Genomic DNA, 17,272 nt, shown 5'->3' with positions numbered 1-17,272 from the left:
CCTCAAACCCGTCCCACCCACGCGCCAGCCCCGCTAAACTCCCCGCCACTAGGCTCTTGACCAGGGCAAATGGAGAAGTCTCACTGGAGTACTAGGCGGCGGCTGGTCGCGGACCTCCATGTAGGCGATGTCGGCGTCCTCGACGGCGCGGCCGGTCTCCACCAGCCAGGCCTTCATCGCCTCGGTGACGTCGCCGTGGTGGTCCGCGACGCGCTGGGACCACTCGGCGGCGTCGAAGCCTCCGGTCGAGCTGGAGCCGTAGGTGCGCTCCTCAGTGCCGTCCGCGCGCGGGATCACTCCACGCCGTAGGCCCGGCGAGTCGTCCTTCGACCCGGCGGAGTGGGTGAACTGGTTGGCCTTCATCCGCACGGTGAAGGCCAGCTTTCCCCCGGCCTGCCCGGTCTCGTGGACCACCGGGGCGAGGTGGGCGGCACCGGACTTGATGGCCTGCTTCCCGGCCCGGCCGGCCATGCTGGCGCCCGGGGTGCCGATCGTGTCCTTGCCCCGCACCCTCGCCTTCTGCCCGCCCTTGGTGGTGCGGCGCTTGGTGTTCGCCCCGGCGATGCCGGACAGCGCCTCGGCGTCGCGCTCGCCGCCGCGCACCGCCCGCACCAGCTGGCGCAGCGCGCCGACCATGCTCGCGCCCTTGCCCTTGGTGAAGAACTGGCTGACGAGGGAGGCGTCGCGGCCGAGCATCTTGGCGACCTGGCGCTTGGTGTAGCCCTCGTCGATGAGTTCCTGGGTCAGGCGCGCGGCCTCGTTCGGGTTGTCCGGGTCGGCCGGGCTCACTGGTCAGCTCCCATCTGCGCGAGTTCAGCGCGGCCCAGGCCGCGCAGCTTCAAGTACTGCTCCTGGCTCCTCGGGTGCTCGACGGGGCCGCTCAGGTGGCCCTTGAGGAGGTAGTCCCCCACCTCGCCCCGGTAGGGCCAGGGCTGGCGCTCCGTCAGCGCGATGCCGTCCGTACCGAAGTACACGACGCTGCCGGGCTTGGCGTGCAGAGCGCCGGCGGAGGCGATGACCTCCTTGCCCTGGCGGTACTTCATGTCCAGCAGTGCCGCCCGGGCGCCGGACCAGACGTAGGCGGCCCACTCGGGGTGGGCGTAGGGGTCGCGGGAGAACCCGGCCTGCCGCTGCCAGGTCACCACCGTCTCGTCCCGGCCGAGGATCTCCACCCCGGCCGGGAGCGCCTCGCCGACCGGGGTGGTGCCGGAGACCAGGCGCGGACGCTGCGCGAACCCGCCCAGACCGAACAGCAGCACGCTGCGGACCGCGCGAGACGCGAGGTAGGCCGCCTTCCGCTGCCGCTCGTCGCCGTGCAGCTTCGAGAGGTTGGTCAGGTCCGCCCAGGCTGCCTTCAACCGCTTGCCCCACTCGTCCAGCGGCTTGCCATCCTCGAAGATCAGACCGCCGAGGATCTCGATCCGCCACGGCGCGATGTGGTTCGACAGGGCGAGGTGGACCTCCGCGCCGCCCGCCCACGTGGTGAACGTCGCCCCGGGCAACGCCGAACCACGTCTAGGAGGTGCTGGTGGAGGCTGGCGAGGTGAACGCGGCGTTCGTCGAGCCTGCGTGAGTCGGAAGCGTCTGATCGCTTGTGCCTGATTCCCGCGGCCTCGGTTCTCGGCGTGTGCACGACGGCGCCTGGTCTTCCAGTGCGATGCACAGGATCTCAGCGTCGGCGATGGCCTGGCCGCGGAGGTGACGGTGGATTCTGAAGGCAGTCGGCAAGGCGTGTAAGAAAGTCGGAGGTGGCCGACAGAGAAGAGGTGTGAGCACCATTCCAAGCGCCGGTCCCACGGACGGCCCTCCCATGCCTACACGGCCAGGCGATGTCGCCGACCTGCCGACGCGGGATCTGCTCGAAGTGGTGGTGGCTTGCGGATACGCCGGACACGCGTGGGATGAGCTGACCCGCCGCTTGGCAGGCAGGGCCCTGCTTGATCTCGAGTGGTCCATCCGGACCGGCACCATCTTCGCGCGCTGCCGACGCGCGGGCGTGGGCATCTTCCCGCAGTGGGAATTGCAGCGGCCACCGCTGTCTCAGGACATCGCTGCGGAGGCCGTAGAGCAGTGCCTCGGGCGGTTCAAGGACCGCGTGCTTCCCGCGGGTGAGTGGGATCCGGAGCAAGGCACCGATCTGGAGGACTTCTTCATCGTCTGCTGTCTCCCGGACCTCGCGAACCGCTGGCGCTGGCATCTGCGCCAGTTCCCGCCCAGCGCGGTCGAGCTCGACGCGTTCAACGAAGTGGAGCAGGCAGGTGTTCTGGCGCAAGCACTCGAGCCGCCTCCTGATCCGGCCGACGTCGTCGAGCTGCGCGACGAGGTGTCCCGTCTCTCAGCGGCCATGGGCCCCGGGGACCAAACGGCATTCGCACTCGCAGACGAGGGATGGACCCCGGTCGAGATCGCCCAGGTCCTCGGCATCAGCCGCAGCACCCTCGACACCCGCATGAGCAGGGCCCGAAAGGCCGCACGAACCAGGAGGACACAGTGACCAAGAAGAAGGAACCGGACGCCGAGGGCTTGCCCGTGTCGTCCGTGGACATGGCCGACGCACCGATCCAGTCCTTGGACGAGGACCGGCTCGGCCGCCGCTCGTTCGCCGGGGCACTCGCCGCCGAAGTAATGGCAGCCCCTGTCGGGCGGGGCTACGTCATGGGACTGACCGGTCCCTGGGGCAGCGGAAAAACCTCGATCCTCAACATGACGGCCGACGCCATCGGCGACACCGCGATCGTCATCCACTTCAACCCCTGGATGTTTTCCGGCACCGAGGCGCTCGTCGGCTCGTTCTTCGCGGAAATCGGCAAGCAGATCCAGGCGAAGGCGCCGAAGCTCAAGAACATCGCCGGAAAGCTCGCCCTGTACGGGCAGGTCTTGTCACCGGCTGCCGCCGTCCTCGGCGCGGCGGGCGCCGCTCAGGCCGCGGCCAACGCTCTCCAAACGATTTCAGGCGCGCCGTCGGCGTTCGAGCAGCAACAGACGCTGCGCACCCTCCTCGCTGGCCTCGGCAAACGACTGATCGTCGTCATCGATGACGTCGACCGCCTGCGCCCGCAGGAGGTCCTCGACATCGTCCGCCTCGTCCGCCTCGTCGGCGACTTTCCCAGCACCCTCTACCTGCTGGCCTTCGACCGCCGGCGGGTCGAGGAGTGCCTCGGCGAAGGCGACCTCGCGCGTGGGCGCGCCTACCTCGAAAAGATCGTGCAGGTCACCCACGACGTTCCGGCGGCACGGCAGCCGGACGTGGCCACGATGTTCATCGAGGGCTTGCAAGCCCTGCCCGAGGATGTGCCCGTAGGGCCGATGAAGGCCGAAGACTGGCAGAACATCTTCACCTTCGTCATCCGTCCGCTGCTTGCGACGCCCCGTCATGTCCGGCGGCTCTTGAATTCGTTGTCGATGACGATGCGGATGGTCGGGGACGAGGTGGCTTTCGCCGACCTGGTAGGGATCGAGGCGGTTCGGGTTCTGCACCCGGCTCTGTTCGAGGCCGTCACCTCGGCGGCCGACCACCTCGCAGCCCGGTCCGGCCTGATGGGTCAGGGCGGATACCAGCACGGTCGCGCCATCGCGGAGACTCCCATCGCCCCCCTGTTCGAGGCGGACCCGCAGCTTGCCGAAGCCGTGTGCCGGTGGCTGTTCCCAGCCGCACGCCACCACTTCGAGAACATGAGCTTCCCTCCGGAATGGGAGACCACCTGGAGGCGGGAACGCAAGGTCGCCAGCGCCTCGGTCTTCCGCTTCTACCTCGAACGCCGGCTCCCCGACGGCGTCGTGCCCGCCCGAAGCGTGGACGAGGCCTTGGCGCTGCTCGCCGACCGCCAAGCACTCCGAGCATTCCTCGACTCGTGGTCCCCGAATGAACTCATGGACCTACTGGAGAGGATGAACCCGGCGATCGAGGAACTGCCCGTCGCCGCAGACATCGCGGCCGATCCCGCACGGCAGGCCATCCCCGTCCTGTTGGACCTCCTCTCCCAACTCCCTGAGGACCAAGGCGCGTTCACAGCCCGCGGGTCCATGACCCCGATGCGGCTCACATTCCGGCTCCTGCAACGCATTCCGGACGAGGCAGTGCGAGACGAAGTGGTCCGTGCCGTCTTCGCAGAGACCAACGTGCTCAGCGGCCGACAGCTCCTGCTGCTGACTGCCGGGCACCGCAAGAACGCTGGCCTGGGTATGGTCGCGCCTGCAGTCGCCACCGAACTGGAGGGCAAGCTGCGTGACGAGCTCGCGGCCCAGACGCCACAGGACTTCGCCAGCCAGGACCGCATCGGCTATCTCGCGAATCTCATGGCCGAGACCGACAAGGGGAAAACCGCACTGCGGGCCCTAGCCGAGGACAACACGGTTCTGCTCTCCCTGCTCGCCGGCTGCGTCGGCGAGACCCGCGGCCAGGCCATCGGCGCCGCGGCCGTCACAGCAACCAAGGAGCTGGCGTGGGAAGCGCTGGTGGATTGGCTCGGCAAGGAGATGCTCCTCCGGCGTGTCGCCGAGATCCTCACCGCCGTCACCGATGACGGGCTGGAGATCTCCGAGGAGCACAAGACAGCACTGACCCTCGCGGCCGACCACGCCGTGGGCAACCGGCCGCGAAGGCCATGGGAGCGCTTCGCCAGTCAGTCCCGCGCAGCCGAGCCCGACGTGGCGGGAGACGAACACGCGGGCACCGCCAACGAGCCGCGTGCGGACTCCAGTGCACCCGATGCCCCAGGTAACACGCCGGACGAGTCGTAGACCGGCCGCCGATCAACGTCGGACGCCTTCCCGGGTTCGCGGCTCTGTCCGCTGGCAGCTTCCTGTCTCCATTGAAGCGGATGCCGCCGGCCCGGCACGTCGGCTGAGGGCGGCGCGCCCTCGGCCGACACAACCTCCTACCCTCGCCAGGCCGCCGCGGACGGCACGCCACACCTGGATCCGGAACAAGCGGCGCCTTGCTGCTTCCTGATCCGCCGCGGGGCCTCGACCTGTGTTCGGACTGCCTCGAGCGCTTCTGATCCCGGGCTGCCTACCGGCCTGGGACGTCCGGGCAGCGTCAGGTGAGGCAGAGGGCTCGAAGGTCACCGCCGCGCGTGACGAAGTACAACACCCCGTCGGTGACCGTGGGAGTCCCTTGGAGGTCGGCGTCCCATAGCGCGTCTTGGTACCGGACCGTCAGCGGTTTGCCGGTGTCAATGTTCCAGGCGTGCAGTTGGCCGCTCCGGTCGGCCGCCCAGACCGTGTCGCCCACCGGGTAGGGCGTGCTGACGAATGCCCCTTTGCCGGAGCCGGCCTTCGGCCAGGCTGGTTCGCCGGTCCGCGTGTGGAGGGCGGTGATGCGTCCGGGGGTGTGGCTGGCGACGAGAACCCGGTCCTGGGCGATGACGGGCGGCACCGTGACGCGCGTGCCGACACGCACGGTCCAGTTCCTGGTGCCCGTGGCGGCGTCGATCGCGTGGACGGTGCCGTCTTGGGCGGTGATGTAGACCGTGTCGCCCGCCGCGACGGGCGCGGTGACCAGCGTGTCGGACAGGGGGTGGTCCCAGCGCCGGATGCCGCTGCCGGTGTCGAGTGCGGTGAGGCGGTATCCGTCGGCTGCGTGATGTACGAGGTAGATGGCCTGCTCCGTGGCCGTCCACTGCTCGATGCCGGGCACGGTGACTGGTCGCGGCCAGCGTGGCGTGCCGGTGTCGGTGTCCAGGGCCAGCACCTGGCCGGGCCCGGTGGCGGGCGGCTGCGCAGCTGCTTCGAGGACGGCGACGAGCGTGCTGCCGGCTATCTGGACGGGCGCGGTGACCGGGGTGCCGGTCGGTGTGGTCCACAGGCGGGTTCTGGAGGCGGTGTCGGTGGCGTGGAGGCGGCCGCGGGCGTCGGGGGCGTACAGGGTGCCGCGGTCGTGGACGGCGAGCCCGTCGACGATCTGTCCGGGCAGCAGTGACTTCTTGTTGCCGGTCCGCAGGTCGCGCGGGAGCGGGTACCGGTCCTTGTCCGCGATGTAGACCGCTCCCCCGCCAATGACGGGGCGTCCGCGGTACGCGGTGTGCTTGGTCCACAGGTTGGTGCCGGTTAGGGCGTCGAAGGCGGACATCTGGTAGCCGTGGCGGACGACGATAGTGCCCTCGCAGACCTGGGGCTGTTCGGCTTCGGGTAGCAGGCGCTGTTTGGGCAGCCATAGTTCACGCGGCGGCCGGGTGTGTGCCGCGGTGCGGCGTCGCGGGGCGCCGGCCTTAGAAGGCTTGCTCGAGGCCGTCGCGACGGTGTCGGCGGGCTCGTGGACGGGGGTGATGTCGTCGCGGAGGCTGGGGAGGCCCTGGAGGTCGGCGAGGAGCGTCTGCCGGCTCACTGTGGCGCCGGCGGGCGCGTACGTGCCCGCTTTTTCAACCAGCCTGGAGAACAGGGCGTCGCCTTCGGCGGCGGTCCCGGACGGTGTCAGGTGCTGCAGGCGGCCGACCGCGTGGGAGCGGTCTTCCTTCTGGGTTCCTTCCAGGCGCAGTTCCACCAGGGACAGTCGGGAAAGCAGGCGCCAGGTCACCTCCGCATGGCTGGCGCCGCCGTCGGGCGCACCCTGCTGGAGGGCTGCGGCGACCAGGGCGTCGAGCTGGTCGAGGCGTCCCAGGACGGCTCGGCTGGGGCGTCCGGGTTCGCTCATGCGGGCGCGGAAGTGCGGGTTGCTGCCCGTGGCGGCCGCGGCGAGGGCCAGTTCGGCGAGCTGGTGTGCGGGGACGCTGGCGGAGGCGACGGCGAGTGCGAGGCTCCAGCGGCGGCTTTGAAGCAGGGGCCAGCGGGCCGCGACAGTGGTCAGGTAGGAGCTGATGAGGCGGACGGAGTCGCTGTCGGCGGCGGTGAGCTTGGGGCGGCGACGTACGCCGATCGACAGGCGGTGCCGCGCCCCGCTGGGGGCGAGTCCGGTGACATGGATGTCGTCTACGTCGTCGACGGCCTTCGCCTGGAAGCGGATGTCGGTCGGCGTGACGTGGTCGCCCAGGGCCGGTACCGGGGTTTCGGTGAGTAGGTGGGACAGCAGCACGGCCCCGTAAAGGTGCTCCAGCACGGTCCCGCCGCCACCGGTCGAGTAAGGGGTGGCTCCCCGGCTCGTTGTCCTGCCGCTCATTCCCTCACCTGTGCGTTGCGAAGTTCAGGCAGCATACCGAGCCACGCGGACACCGAGTCCGGCATCGCGCGGGCCCTGGGAGGCGCAGGCCGGGCCCGTGGCAGGAGCCCGCCGGATGTCAACGCCGATGCTCGGCGGTGACGCTGAGGTAGTACGCGTGCTGGGCGTGGGTGAGGCGCTGTCCGGACCATCCCTCGCAGAAGGAGCAGGCCGTACCGTTCCACTCCCAGAAGCTGCCAAGGCTCACCAGTTCGCCCAGCGTCATCCGCTCGGTGTACTTGCCGAGCGGCCTCGCGTGCTGGCAGACATCGCCGACACCGTGGGAACGCCCCTGGTAGCGGCCGGTGAGGTTGGAGCCGTAGACCCAGACGTCGGCCAGTGGCCCCAGTGCCGCGGGGTCGTCCAGGAAGGGGCGGACGGTGAAGCGGCGGGCCGGGAAGGTGACCGCGTCGGTCCATGCCGTGTGCAGTCCGAAGTGGACGCCCTTGATCTGGGCGGCGAGTTCGCGCAGATCGGTGTCGCTCGTGGCCCGCTCTGCTGCTGCCAGGGCGGTCGTGCGGTCGTTGCTGCTCCAGCCGGTGCCGGTGCAGCTTGCGCGCAGGTCGGTGAGCGTGGCGGTGCCAGACAGTCCGTCCGCGGGCGCAGGCGTGTCCTGACGGGTGGCCGGGTCGGGTGCAGCATGCGGAGCAGCTGCGGGTGGGGCCGGCCGGGCGGCGGTGGCCGGCACGGGATCTGGGGAGGTGTCAGCGGATGCGAGGCGGTGGGTCTGGTAGGCCGCCGACAATGCTTCCAGGTCGGCTCGGCGTTCCTCAAGCCGATCGCCGGGCTCCTTGAGGGCGGTGTCCAGCAGCCAGACCCCGTGCTGGAAATGGTGGAACCCGATGCTCTCCCACAGGGCGGCGATCTTCCTGGTGGCTTCGTCGCGGTAGGCCTCGGTCGCCTCGTCCCGGTTGTCGGGGTACTCGGACATGCCCGGGTAGGCGGCGACGGCGCAGCATCCGTCGGAGAGGCGGCGGATGGCCTCGGCGGCGCAGTACGGGCCGAGCCCGAAGCCGCGCCACGTCTTGTCGAGGCGGACGCGGTCCAAGATGAGGAGGTCGCCGAATGACTCGATGACCTCGTCGAAGGCGTCGTTGTAGTCGTGGCCGTTGTCGGCGAGGACGGCGCTGGCGATGCTCTCCAGGTCGCCGGAGTGGGCGTCGGCTACTTCCCATCGGTTGTGCCCGGTGTAGGTGCGCAGCCGGTACAGGATGATCTCGCCGATCTCGCTACCCGGCTCCGGTGCCATGGCCGCGGGCGCGCCGTCACCGTCTGCGTCTCCGGCCAGCTCGTCGTCGGTGGACAGTCCGTAGGTGACCTGGACGCGCCAGCACTCCAAGGTGTCCTCGTAGTCCCACGGCTGGGCCGGGTGGCCGTGGCTGTAGAAGAAGTGGAGTCGGGACGGATCGCCGGGCAGTTCTGCCGCGGGCCGGATCGAGGCAGGGCTCATACCCGGCAGGCTACGCGCCGGGTACGACAGAGCACGGACGCAGACCAGGCGGCAGGAGCGCCGCGGGCAGGCTGGGACGGGTCCAGGCTTGTCCTGGCCCGCTGGAGGGAGCGGTGACGCGTCGACCGACAGGGGGCACCCCTGTCGCGAGGGCACCCGGCCCGCGCGCGGGAGAACAAGGGAAGCCGTGGAGCACCTGAACTGCTATCGCGGTACCTCCTCCACATTGGGGCCGCCCGAACCAGCGAGCCAGCCTCAAAGTTGGTTCCCCGCAACGCCCTGACCTGCACAAATACCCGGCGCGCTATACCAGTCTGCACGAATATGTCCGGACGATTCGTCACCGTGTCACAAGAATTCTGCACAGAGCGTCAGCCTCTAACACCTGGTCAGCCCCCATATTCCACTGACACTGCGATGACGAAGCTCAACTGACACTCTCGCGCAGACCATCAGTGGCGCAGGGCGCCCGGGGTGCCGGGGTGCCGGGGTTCAGGCGCAGGTGTTGGACGAGGCGGATGATGACGGTGCCCATGAGGAAGGCTTTGTCGCGGTCGTCGCCGACATCCTCGATCTCGAAGACGGTGTTGGTGTGGAGGAGGGCGGTGAAGTCGAGGGGGTGGCCGCCTTCGAAGAAGCGGCCGGTGGTGCCCAGGCGCAGGCTGCCGATGCGCACGCGGATGAAGCCCTGAATGTCGTTCTGGACTTCCTTGCCGTAGCCGATCTCGTCGACGACTTGGGCGGCGGTGCGCTGCAGGTCGCGCAGGGTGGGGTAGGTGGGGGTGATGTCGGGGTTGTTGGATTCGCCGAGGGCGAGGTCCCAGCCGAGGTCTTCGTAGCAGCGGGTGAGGGCTGCGTTGAGGACCTGGGGGAAGGGTTCCTGGGCTTCGAAGGCGGCCATGAAGAGGGCTTTGACGAGGTCGAGGTGGGTCTGGAGGGGGTAGCGGACGCCGTCGACGAGGGCGGGTTCGAGGGGGTTGATGCCGGCGGGTGGGGTGTCGGTCTCGCCGGGGCGGATGCGGATGACCTTGGTGCCGTTGGTCATGCGGGAGGCCATGAGGCGGTACTCGGCTTTGGCGGGTTCGACGACCAGCCACGGCAGTCCGTGTTCGGTGGCGGCTTCCAGCAGTGCGCGGGTGGTCTGGGATTTGCCGCTGCCGGTGGCGCCGCAGACGAGGGTGTGCCGGTTCAGGGAGGTGAAGGGGATCCGCAGGGGGCTGGTGGGCTGCAGGGTGGCGTCCAGGGCCGCGCCGAGTTCGATGCCCGGGGACTGGTCGGTCTCCGGGGTGGTGTCAAAGGTGTGCGCGGTGATCAGGCGCAGTCCGGGGACCTCGTGCGTGGAGGTGAGGGCGAGGGCAGCCAGCAGTGCGGAAGTAGCAAGGGTGCCGGGCGCGGTGGGGTCGGACGTTCCTGTTGGGCGCAGGGTGTGGGGCAGGCCGCTGAGGTTGATGCTGGCGGCGAGGAGTCCGGCGATCTGGGCGGCGTCGTGGGGGGTTTCGCCGGCGGCGGTGAGGGTGATGCGCCACATGCCGGTGGTGGGTGCGGTGCGCAGGTCGCGGTGGAGGGCTTTCTCGCGCTCGGCGGTGAGGGCGTTGTCGGCGAGGGAGAGGTTGGCGTTGGCGGCGCGCAGGCGGGCTTGGGCGGTGGTGGCCATCGCGTCGGCTTCCTCGGCGGCGATGGGGTGGGCGGTGACCTGCCAGGCGAACGGTTTGCTCCAGGTGGCCAGTAGTCCGGTGTGGATGTCGGGACCGACCACGTCCGCGTTGCTGCCGGCGGTGGCGGTCAGGGGGTCGGTGAGGATGTCGATGCCGACCTGGACGGGCGTGTGATCGAAGAACGTGGCCTTGTCGGTGTGGTGGCCGATGCCGCCGGGCGGGTAGGACAGGCGGATCCGGCCCTCGGCATCGGGGACCTGGGCGCTGGTCGCGCCGGTCACCACGATGTCCACGGGGCCGCCGGTGCGGGTGCGGCGCCAGCCGAGGGTGAACGCCTCGCCGGTGAGGACCGCGCGGTGGTAGGCCGCGACGACCGCGGCCACCCGGACCCGCTGCCCGCCGCGCGGGTCGGGCGGGGCCGCGCCCGCGGCGGGGTCGGGCGGGCGTACTCAGGAGTCCACCCGGACTCCCCGCGAGGAAGGCATGCGGCGAATATAGGGCCACACGCTCCGTAATACAGCTGATTCGCAAGGTTACTGAGGCGATGCCGGCGACGGGCTGGAGCGCGGGGCGCGCGGGCGGGGTGCGGGCGGGGTGCGGGCGGATGCGGTCTGCGCCGGTCGGCTCCAACTCCTGTCACCCCCACACGTCCCAAAGACACCATCGACAGTTCCTTGCCTCACAAGTAGCCGTCTGTGTGGGGTGTTTGCGTATCCGAGCCGTCACGATCGGTCGGATCGGCGCACCGGAGGCCGCCCGGCGCGCCATAATCCACACGTTCTTGTCACCGCCCGTCACCACCGTATCCGGGGCGGTGTCACCCGTTGTTCCGCGCCTGTCCTGACAAGATGCCCGCCGTCATCGCGCCCCCGTTCTCCCCCACAGCCGTGAGCCGCGCCGTACCGCCTCATCCAGAGGGAACCGCCACTGTGACAGCCTCGGACCGGCCGCTGGACCCAGCCCGTGCCCAGACGATGTTCGCCACCGGGGAGCGACTCGGGTTCGTCTACCGCGAGGAACGCGAACAGCCCTACCCTCGCGCCCAGCCGCCCGCGCCCTCAGCGCCGCGGGCGCGGGTGTCCGCCCGTGACCTGATCCTGGCCAGCAAGGCCCTCACCGTCCTGAGTACGACGCTGCTGCTGCTGTCCGCCCTCGCCTGGCCCTTTGTCGCGCTGAGCGCCGGCAGATCTGCCGCCACCACCGTCATCTTCTTCGCCTTCGGCCTGCTCCTGGCCGCCCTCGCCACCGCCACAGCCATGCTCACGGCCGCTGCGGTCCTGCGGATACGCGTCTGGCAGCGCCGGCGCGACCTCGCCAGAGGGCACACGGCGCAGCTGGAGTTGTGGCGTGCCGCCCAGGTGTTGTGGGCGGTCGAGGACAAGCGGTCCCGGGCGCGTAGTGCGCTGTGGCATGCGGTGGGGGTGGCGGGGGGGGTGCGGGGCGGATCGACGTCTTCGGTGGGGCGGATGACCGGGCGTGGGGGTGGGAGGCGCTGCTCACGTTGTACGGGGCGTCGGCGGTGGGGACGTGTGCGCCGACGATCGTGATCGATTTGTCCGGGCGGCAGCTGGCCAACGAGCTGTGCCTTCTGGCGATGGATGCGGGCTTCCGGGTGGACCGGCAGGTGCTGCCGGCGGATCTGGAGCGGTGTCCGCTGGTACAGGGGCTGACGGTGGAGCAGATGGCGACGGTGCTGGTGGAGGCCGCCTACGGCGGGGCCGGGGGCGGGGCGCACACCGAGCGGCTGAAGGCCCATCACCTGGTGCACCGGATCTGTACGATCCTGGCTCCCGATCTCGCGCCGGCCCGCCTTCACGAGGCACTGGAGATCATCATGGGCTCCGGTGCGAGTGAGGCGGGTCTGCTGAGTGAGGCGGAGGCGGGGGCGTTCGCGGTGATGCTCACCGACGCGTTCGTGAAGGACGCCATGTCGGAGATGCGGGCACTGCAGGCGGTGCTCTACCCCGTCACCGCCCTGGGGCGGGAGACGCCCGTGATGGCGGACGCGGACCTGCACGCCTTCCTGCTGGACGCGCGGGACGGCCACAACGCGGTCGCCGACCTCCTGTCCAACCTGATGATGCAGTGGACGATCCAGCGCGCGCTGGGCAACATCGGCCGGCGCCAGGCCCACACCGTCGTCGTCGTGGGCGCCGACCACCTCAACCCCCGCCACCTGCAACACCTCTCCGACCTGTGCGCGGACCGCCCAGACACCCAGCTGGTCTACCTCTTCCGCCACCTGAGCGAAAGCCGCCTGCAGCTGCTGGGCGGCGCCGGCGCCGTCGGATTCATGCGGATGGCCAACCCTCAGCAGGCCGAGGCCGCCGCCGCCTACATCGGCAAGGACTACCGCTTCACCATCGCCTCCAAAACCCTGACCACCGGCGGCTCCCAGACCCACGGCACCTCCGGAACCCAGACCTGGGGCGAGAGCGAGAGCGAGGGCGGCTCGACCGGCCATGGCAGAGCCACCAGCGGGACCTGGCAGGCCAACCGCTTCCTCGCCAAACCCAAACGCCGCGCCACCTCCACCACCTACGGGCGCAGCTGGAACCTCGGCACCTCGGAAGGCACCTCGGAAGGCACCAGCGACAGCACCGGTGTCAGCTGGTCCACCAGTGAGACGCTCCAGCGCGTCCACGAATTCGCCGTCGAGCCCACCGAGATCCAGCGCATGAAGGACTACGCCCTGCTGCTCGTCGCCCACGCCGGCGGTACCCGGCACATGGAACTCCTGGACTGCGACCCCGACCTCGCCCTGGGGCGGCGCACCAACCTCACCCCCACCGACCTGAGCCACGCAGCCGCGACCCGCACCCCGGCGCCCGCCTCCACCGCTCTCGTCCTGCCTCCCCAACCCCCCTACCTGACCGCTCTCGCCCCCACCGCGGCCCCCGACTTCCCCTACCCGCCCACCCCCTCCGCCGCCCCCGCCAGCGGCAGCGGCACCCGCCTAGCCAAAACGCTCGCTCTCACCGACCGCCTCACCACCACCGCCACACGAACCCTCACCCGCCTGTGGAACCCCCCACCGAAACACCCGACCCGCCGCCGCTAATGCTGTTGACCGGGAAGGCTCGCGGTGGCTGGGAGCGCGGCTCGGCGCCTGTGAACTGATCAGCCGAAGGCTGCCGCCTGCCACATCCAGGAAGTTCGCCGGGGACGGGCGATGTCCTGGCGGTGGCGTTCGGCGCGCAGCGCGCCTGAAGGACGAGGTCGTGGTCCGGGTCGTAGCGCTTCGTCAGGGTGCCGGTGGTGGCGTCGCGGAAGCGCTGCCACTCGATGCTGAAGGCAGCTGTGGTCGCGGCGGCGGACCCGTCGCCGGCGTCGGCGTACGGTCGGCGTGGCGCGCGGCGCCCCCATGCCCGTTCATGACCCGCCAGCCCGACCCCGAGCCGCCGACCGACGCAGGCACCTGCACACCGTCCCGAACTGAGAAGGAGAAGACGCGATGGCGGCGAAGAAGTTGTTCGACAACGCCGTGCTGGTGCTCGGCCCGGCAGACGGGCGGGCGGCGGCGCTGTGCCGGTTCGCCGGCGACCCCGACGCGCCGACAGCCCGAGCGCCCTGGAGGTCCTCGACGCCGCCCTGGACTTCGCGGAGCAGCTGCCCAGGGTGGACGACGTCCGCGAGCTGATGGGGCTGGGGCAGCTGGCCCACAGCTGGGGCCACCCGGTCACCGACGGCCTGGACGATGTCGATGACCGACGACTTCGGGACCGCGAAGCACACGGCGTCCACAATTCGGACGTCGACTCGGCTGACCCACCTCACGGCAGTGTGGCGGTGTCGATCGCCTGGAGCTGGTCAGAGTCGTGGTCCGAGACGAGCAGGGTCGTCGCGTCGGGGCTGAGGGCGAACTCGCGGGGGAAGGCGCCGGTCGGGATGCGACCGAGGGCGGCCGGTTTACCGGTGAGCGCGGCCCGGGTGTCCACCACGGTCAAGCCGGTCGTGGCGCCCGCGGTGTGGAACCGGTCGGAGTCCGCAGTAATGATGCGGGCGCTGCCCTGGACGAGGACCAGGCCAACCGGGGCGGTACCCACCTGGACGGAGGTCAGCAGGGCGTGCCCGGGATCGGTGGTGAGCTTGTCGGCGTCGAAGGCGAGCAGGGCGTTGCTTCCCCGTGCGGTGACCCACACGGTGTGCCCGTCCGGTGCGGGCAGGACCCGTACCGGCTCGCACCCGGCGGCGACGCTGCCCAGCAGGGCCTTGCCCGGAGTGGACTCCAGGGTGGGAAGATCGATGACGCTGATTTCGCCGTGCTTGGAGCCCGCCGGCGTGCTCGGGTCGACTTCGCTGGTCGCGTACAGTCGGCGCCCGTCGGGGGACGGGGCGGTGCCGACCACGGCGTCGCCCAGCGTGAGACTGCCGATCTGCGCAGCCTGGCCGAACCCGGTACGAACCGCCGCGCGCAGGTCGAAGACCTCGATGTCGCCGCGGTGGCCGGTCTGGGCGTTGCCGTACTCCTGGCTGACAAAGGCGTAGCGGTCGTCGGGTGAGACGGTGACCTCGATCGCGCTGGTCCCGGCCGTGCCGGTGAGCGTTCCCAGCACGGCCCCTGGCGTGCCGGCCGCTGCCTTGGCCGTGTCCACCACGATCGCCCCGCTGCCCGCGGCGATGAGCAGTTCGCTTCCGTCGTGGGTGAGCGTGATTCCGGTGGCGCCTTCCTTGCCCACGCTCGTGGCCGGAAGCGGGATCGTCCGCACGAGCCGTGGCGTGGCGCTGTCGGTGGACAGCACCCCCAGTGCCGACTGCAGCACGGCGAAGGCGACGTGGGCGGTAGGGGCGTAGACCAATCCGAAGGGCTGGGCCGGCACGGTCAGGCTCGTGGTGCGGACACCGGTGAGCTGTGGCTGCGAAGGCGCGGGCCCGGTCTGGCACCCGGGCGGGGCAACCGCTGTGGCCACCGCAACGGACGACACCGGACCGGTGCCGCCGCTCGGGCCGTTGCCGACTGTCTGACAGCCCGACGCGCCCAGCGCCACGGCCAGGGCCAGTGCCCACGGCAACGTCCAATGCCCGGGGAACGCCATCAACTACCCCTTCCAAGTGCCGAATCAGCGGCGAACCTAGCAAGGGGTCTTGTGAAATCCTTGTGACCCGGCCGCCAGGGCACGGCGCAGCCGAGCCACAGCAAAGCGGGCCAGGCGGGTGCTCTCCAGCTCCTCCCGCCAGTCGCGGCCGACCGGCGTGCCCGGCTGCGGGGTGGTCTCGGTGGTGATCACTCGTCCCTCCGGGTCGGGCCGCCCCCGTGGGCCGGGACGGCGGATCTCGGGTCCGGTCAGCCGGCGACGGTCTCGGCTGTATGTCCGTGGAGCGCGTCCAGGAGCGCGGCCTGCTGCTCGGTCAGCCTCCCCTCGGTGCGGGCCCCCGCCTGCTTGCGCAGCCACGCGCCGGGGCGGAAGGCCGGGTCCGCCTCGCCGCCGGTGCGGTTGGCTGGGCCGGTGAGGGTTCCGCCGGCGGCGAGGTAGGCGAGCAGGCGGCGGTAGGAGCGGTTCCAGTCCGGCTCCAGGCGCCACAGTTCGTCCAGTGCGTCGAGCTTCGCGGCCTGGTCGGGGTTGAGGCCCGCGGCCTTGCGCTGGCGGCGCATCCACGCACCCACGGCGTAGTCGTCGAGCTTCGCGGTGGCGGGGATCGCGAGGTGCCCGTGCTGGTGGTGGAAGGCCTTCGCGTAGGCGGCGCCGCGCTCCCAGGCGCCTGCGTTCTTCGACCAGATCATGCCGAGCGCGTCCAGCTCGCTGGCCCGGGCCGCATCCAGCAGGCCCTGGCCGTGGAGGTGGCGCTGGCGGGTGAGCCAGGAGATCAGCTCGGAGTGCTTCGCCTTGTCGGTGGGGTCGAGGTGGCCGTGCTCGATGTGGAACGCGGTGGCGATGGCGTGCATCCGCTGCCACTCGGTCGCCCTGGGGTTGAACGCCCGCAGCTTGACCGTCTGGAGGATGGCGTTCGCGTGGTGCTTGGCGTTGATCCGCAGCCACTCGATCGGCGACTCCCGGGCGGCAGGCTGCTGCTCTCCCCCGCTGGGACCGGCTTCGGTGCCCTCTTCGGAGGCCTTGGTCGTGGCGGTGCGTTGGGCAATGTGGGCGCGGCTGGCGCGCAGCTCGGTGATCCGGCCCACCACCCGGGCGTCGTGCGCCGCCAGCGCGCGCAGGACCCGCCAGATGGTGCGGAACGACGATGCTTCGATCTCGGCGTCGGCCTCCGCCTTCACCGCTTCCCCGGCGTCGTGGACCTCGGCCGGGTCGGCGGTGGCGATACCGTCGCCTACGGCGGGGGCGGGCAGGTAGACCGGGATGATGACCCAGGACACCTTGCCCTGCCGGTAGGACTGGCGCAGCGCCCGGCCGACGGCCTGGACGATGTCGATGACGCTCGACTTCGGGTCAGCGAAGCAGATCGCATCGACGGCCCGGACGTCGATGCCCTCGGACAGGAGTCGGGCGTTGGCGAGGATGCCGCACTCCTCGCCGTCGTCGCCGGTGTGGGCCTTGAAGTCGGCGAACGCGGCGCGGCGGTCCTTGAGGCGGTCGGTGCCGGCCACCGCCTTCGCCCAGATCCGCTCGGGGCGGTCCGCGTCGGGCAGCAGCTCGCAGGCGTCCAGCAGGGTGTTCGCGAACTCGCGCGCGGCGGACACCCGGGAGTGGAAGGTGATGACGCGGCGCAGGCCGAGGTCGGCGACCGCGCGCAGCACCGCGATCTGCAGGGCCAGGCGCACCAGTTCTTCGTTCGAGCGCTGCGAGCGCAGGTCCGCGACGGCTGGGAGGTTGAGAAGTTCGCGCAGGTCCTCGTCGGTGACGACGGGGACCAAGACGCGGTAGTCGGCGAGGTAGCCGTGCTCGATGCCCTGTCCGAGCGTCCAGGTGAAGCAGGTCTTGCCGTAGATCCGGGTGTCCGTCATGGAGCAGAGGGCGGGCAGCTTCTCGGCGCTCTCGGCGGCGGCGAGGTCGGCCAGGCCGTCCTTGGCGCGCCGGTCATCCGCGATCCTCGGGGTCGCGGTGAAGTACAGCCGGCGCTTGGCCGGGACCTGGGCGTCGT

Annotated in this window: 13 protein-coding genes; 5 read left to right on the top strand and 8 right to left on the bottom strand. The window is 70.6% G+C overall.

Annotation, left to right across the window (positions count from 1 at the left end):
• Window positions 1–48: 48 nt before the first annotated feature.
• Together P3T37_RS36615 and P3T37_RS36610 are read right to left on the bottom strand one after the other, a co-directional pair.
• Entirely contained in the window at window positions 49–789 is a 741-nt protein-coding gene (locus P3T37_RS36615; protein ID WP_280728301.1) for a helix-turn-helix domain containing protein, read from the bottom strand.
• On the bottom strand, window positions 786–1,502 hold the full coding sequence (locus P3T37_RS36610; protein ID WP_280728300.1) for a hypothetical protein: 717 nt from the start codon (window positions 1,500–1,502) through the stop codon (window positions 786–788). The genes P3T37_RS36615 and P3T37_RS36610 overlap by 4 nt, the downstream gene beginning before the upstream one ends.
• A gap of 308 nt (window positions 1,503–1,810) precedes the next feature.
• Here P3T37_RS36610 and P3T37_RS36605 point away from each other — a divergent pair, with 308 nt between their 5' ends.
• Together P3T37_RS36605 and P3T37_RS36600 are read left to right on the top strand one after the other, a co-directional pair.
• Window positions 1,811–2,494 carry a sigma factor-like helix-turn-helix DNA-binding protein gene (locus P3T37_RS36605; protein ID WP_280728299.1) on the top strand — a complete coding sequence of 228 codons (684 nt, stop codon included), beginning with the start codon at window positions 1,811–1,813 and terminating at the stop codon, window positions 2,492–2,494.
• The gene (locus P3T37_RS36600) at window positions 2,491–4,740 is read left to right on the top strand and encodes a P-loop NTPase fold protein (RefSeq protein ID WP_280728298.1); all 2,250 of its coding nucleotides are present in this window, start codon (window positions 2,491–2,493) and stop codon (window positions 4,738–4,740) included. The genes P3T37_RS36605 and P3T37_RS36600 overlap by 4 nt, the downstream gene beginning before the upstream one ends.
• Window positions 4,741–5,038: 298 nt before the next feature.
• Here the strand turns inward: P3T37_RS36600 and P3T37_RS36595 are convergent, their stop codons facing one another.
• The 3 genes from P3T37_RS36595 to P3T37_RS36585 form a co-directional block, all read right to left on the bottom strand.
• Window positions 5,039–7,093: a PQQ-like beta-propeller repeat protein gene (locus P3T37_RS36595; protein ID WP_280728297.1), complete on the bottom strand. Its 2,055-nt coding sequence runs from the start codon at window positions 7,091–7,093 to the stop codon at window positions 5,039–5,041.
• Between the two features lie 118 nt (window positions 7,094–7,211).
• Window positions 7,212–8,582, bottom strand: a complete 1,371-nt coding sequence (locus tag P3T37_RS36590; RefSeq protein WP_280728296.1) for a hypothetical protein — start codon at window positions 8,580–8,582, stop codon at window positions 7,212–7,214.
• 427 nt (window positions 8,583–9,009) lie between these two features.
• A complete protein-coding gene (locus tag P3T37_RS36585) occupies window positions 9,010–10,620 on the bottom strand; it encodes a helicase HerA-like domain-containing protein (protein WP_280728295.1) in 1,611 nt (536 codons plus the stop codon).
• 546 nt (window positions 10,621–11,166) lie between these two features.
• Here P3T37_RS36585 and P3T37_RS36580 point away from each other — a divergent pair.
• From P3T37_RS36580 to P3T37_RS36570, 3 genes are all read left to right on the top strand, one after another.
• Window positions 11,167–11,784, top strand: coding sequence for a hypothetical protein (locus tag P3T37_RS36580; protein ID WP_280728294.1), 618 nt, complete (start codon window positions 11,167–11,169; stop codon window positions 11,782–11,784).
• On the top strand, window positions 11,781–13,298 hold the full coding sequence (locus tag P3T37_RS36575; protein ID WP_280728293.1) for a hypothetical protein: 1,518 nt from the start codon (window positions 11,781–11,783) through the stop codon (window positions 13,296–13,298). Before P3T37_RS36580 ends, P3T37_RS36575 begins: the two co-directional genes overlap by 4 nt.
• 393 nt (window positions 13,299–13,691) lie before the next feature.
• On the top strand, window positions 13,692–13,877 hold the full coding sequence (locus P3T37_RS36570; protein ID WP_280728292.1) for a hypothetical protein: 186 nt from the start codon (window positions 13,692–13,694) through the stop codon (window positions 13,875–13,877).
• A gap of 133 nt (window positions 13,878–14,010) precedes the next feature.
• Here the strand turns inward: P3T37_RS36570 and P3T37_RS36565 are convergent, their stop codons facing one another.
• The 3 genes from P3T37_RS36565 to P3T37_RS36555 all read right to left on the bottom strand — a co-directional run.
• Window positions 14,011–15,036, bottom strand: a complete 1,026-nt coding sequence (locus P3T37_RS36565) for a YncE family protein (protein ID WP_280728291.1) — start codon at window positions 15,034–15,036, stop codon at window positions 14,011–14,013.
• 273 nt (window positions 15,037–15,309) lie between these two features.
• The gene (locus P3T37_RS36560; protein ID WP_280728290.1) at window positions 15,310–15,465 is read right to left on the bottom strand and encodes a hypothetical protein; all 156 of its coding nucleotides are present in this window, start codon (window positions 15,463–15,465) and stop codon (window positions 15,310–15,312) included.
• Between the two features lie 56 nt (window positions 15,466–15,521).
• Window positions 15,522–17,272 (bottom strand): helicase associated domain-containing protein (locus P3T37_RS36555; RefSeq protein WP_280728289.1); only part of this gene is annotated, 1,751 nt, incomplete at its 5' end.

It is taken from the genome of Kitasatospora sp. MAA4, from assembly GCF_029893355.1.
Taxonomy (GTDB): domain Bacteria; phylum Actinomycetota; class Actinomycetes; order Streptomycetales; family Streptomycetaceae; genus Kitasatospora.
This window is presented reverse-complemented; position numbering and strand designations above follow the sequence as displayed.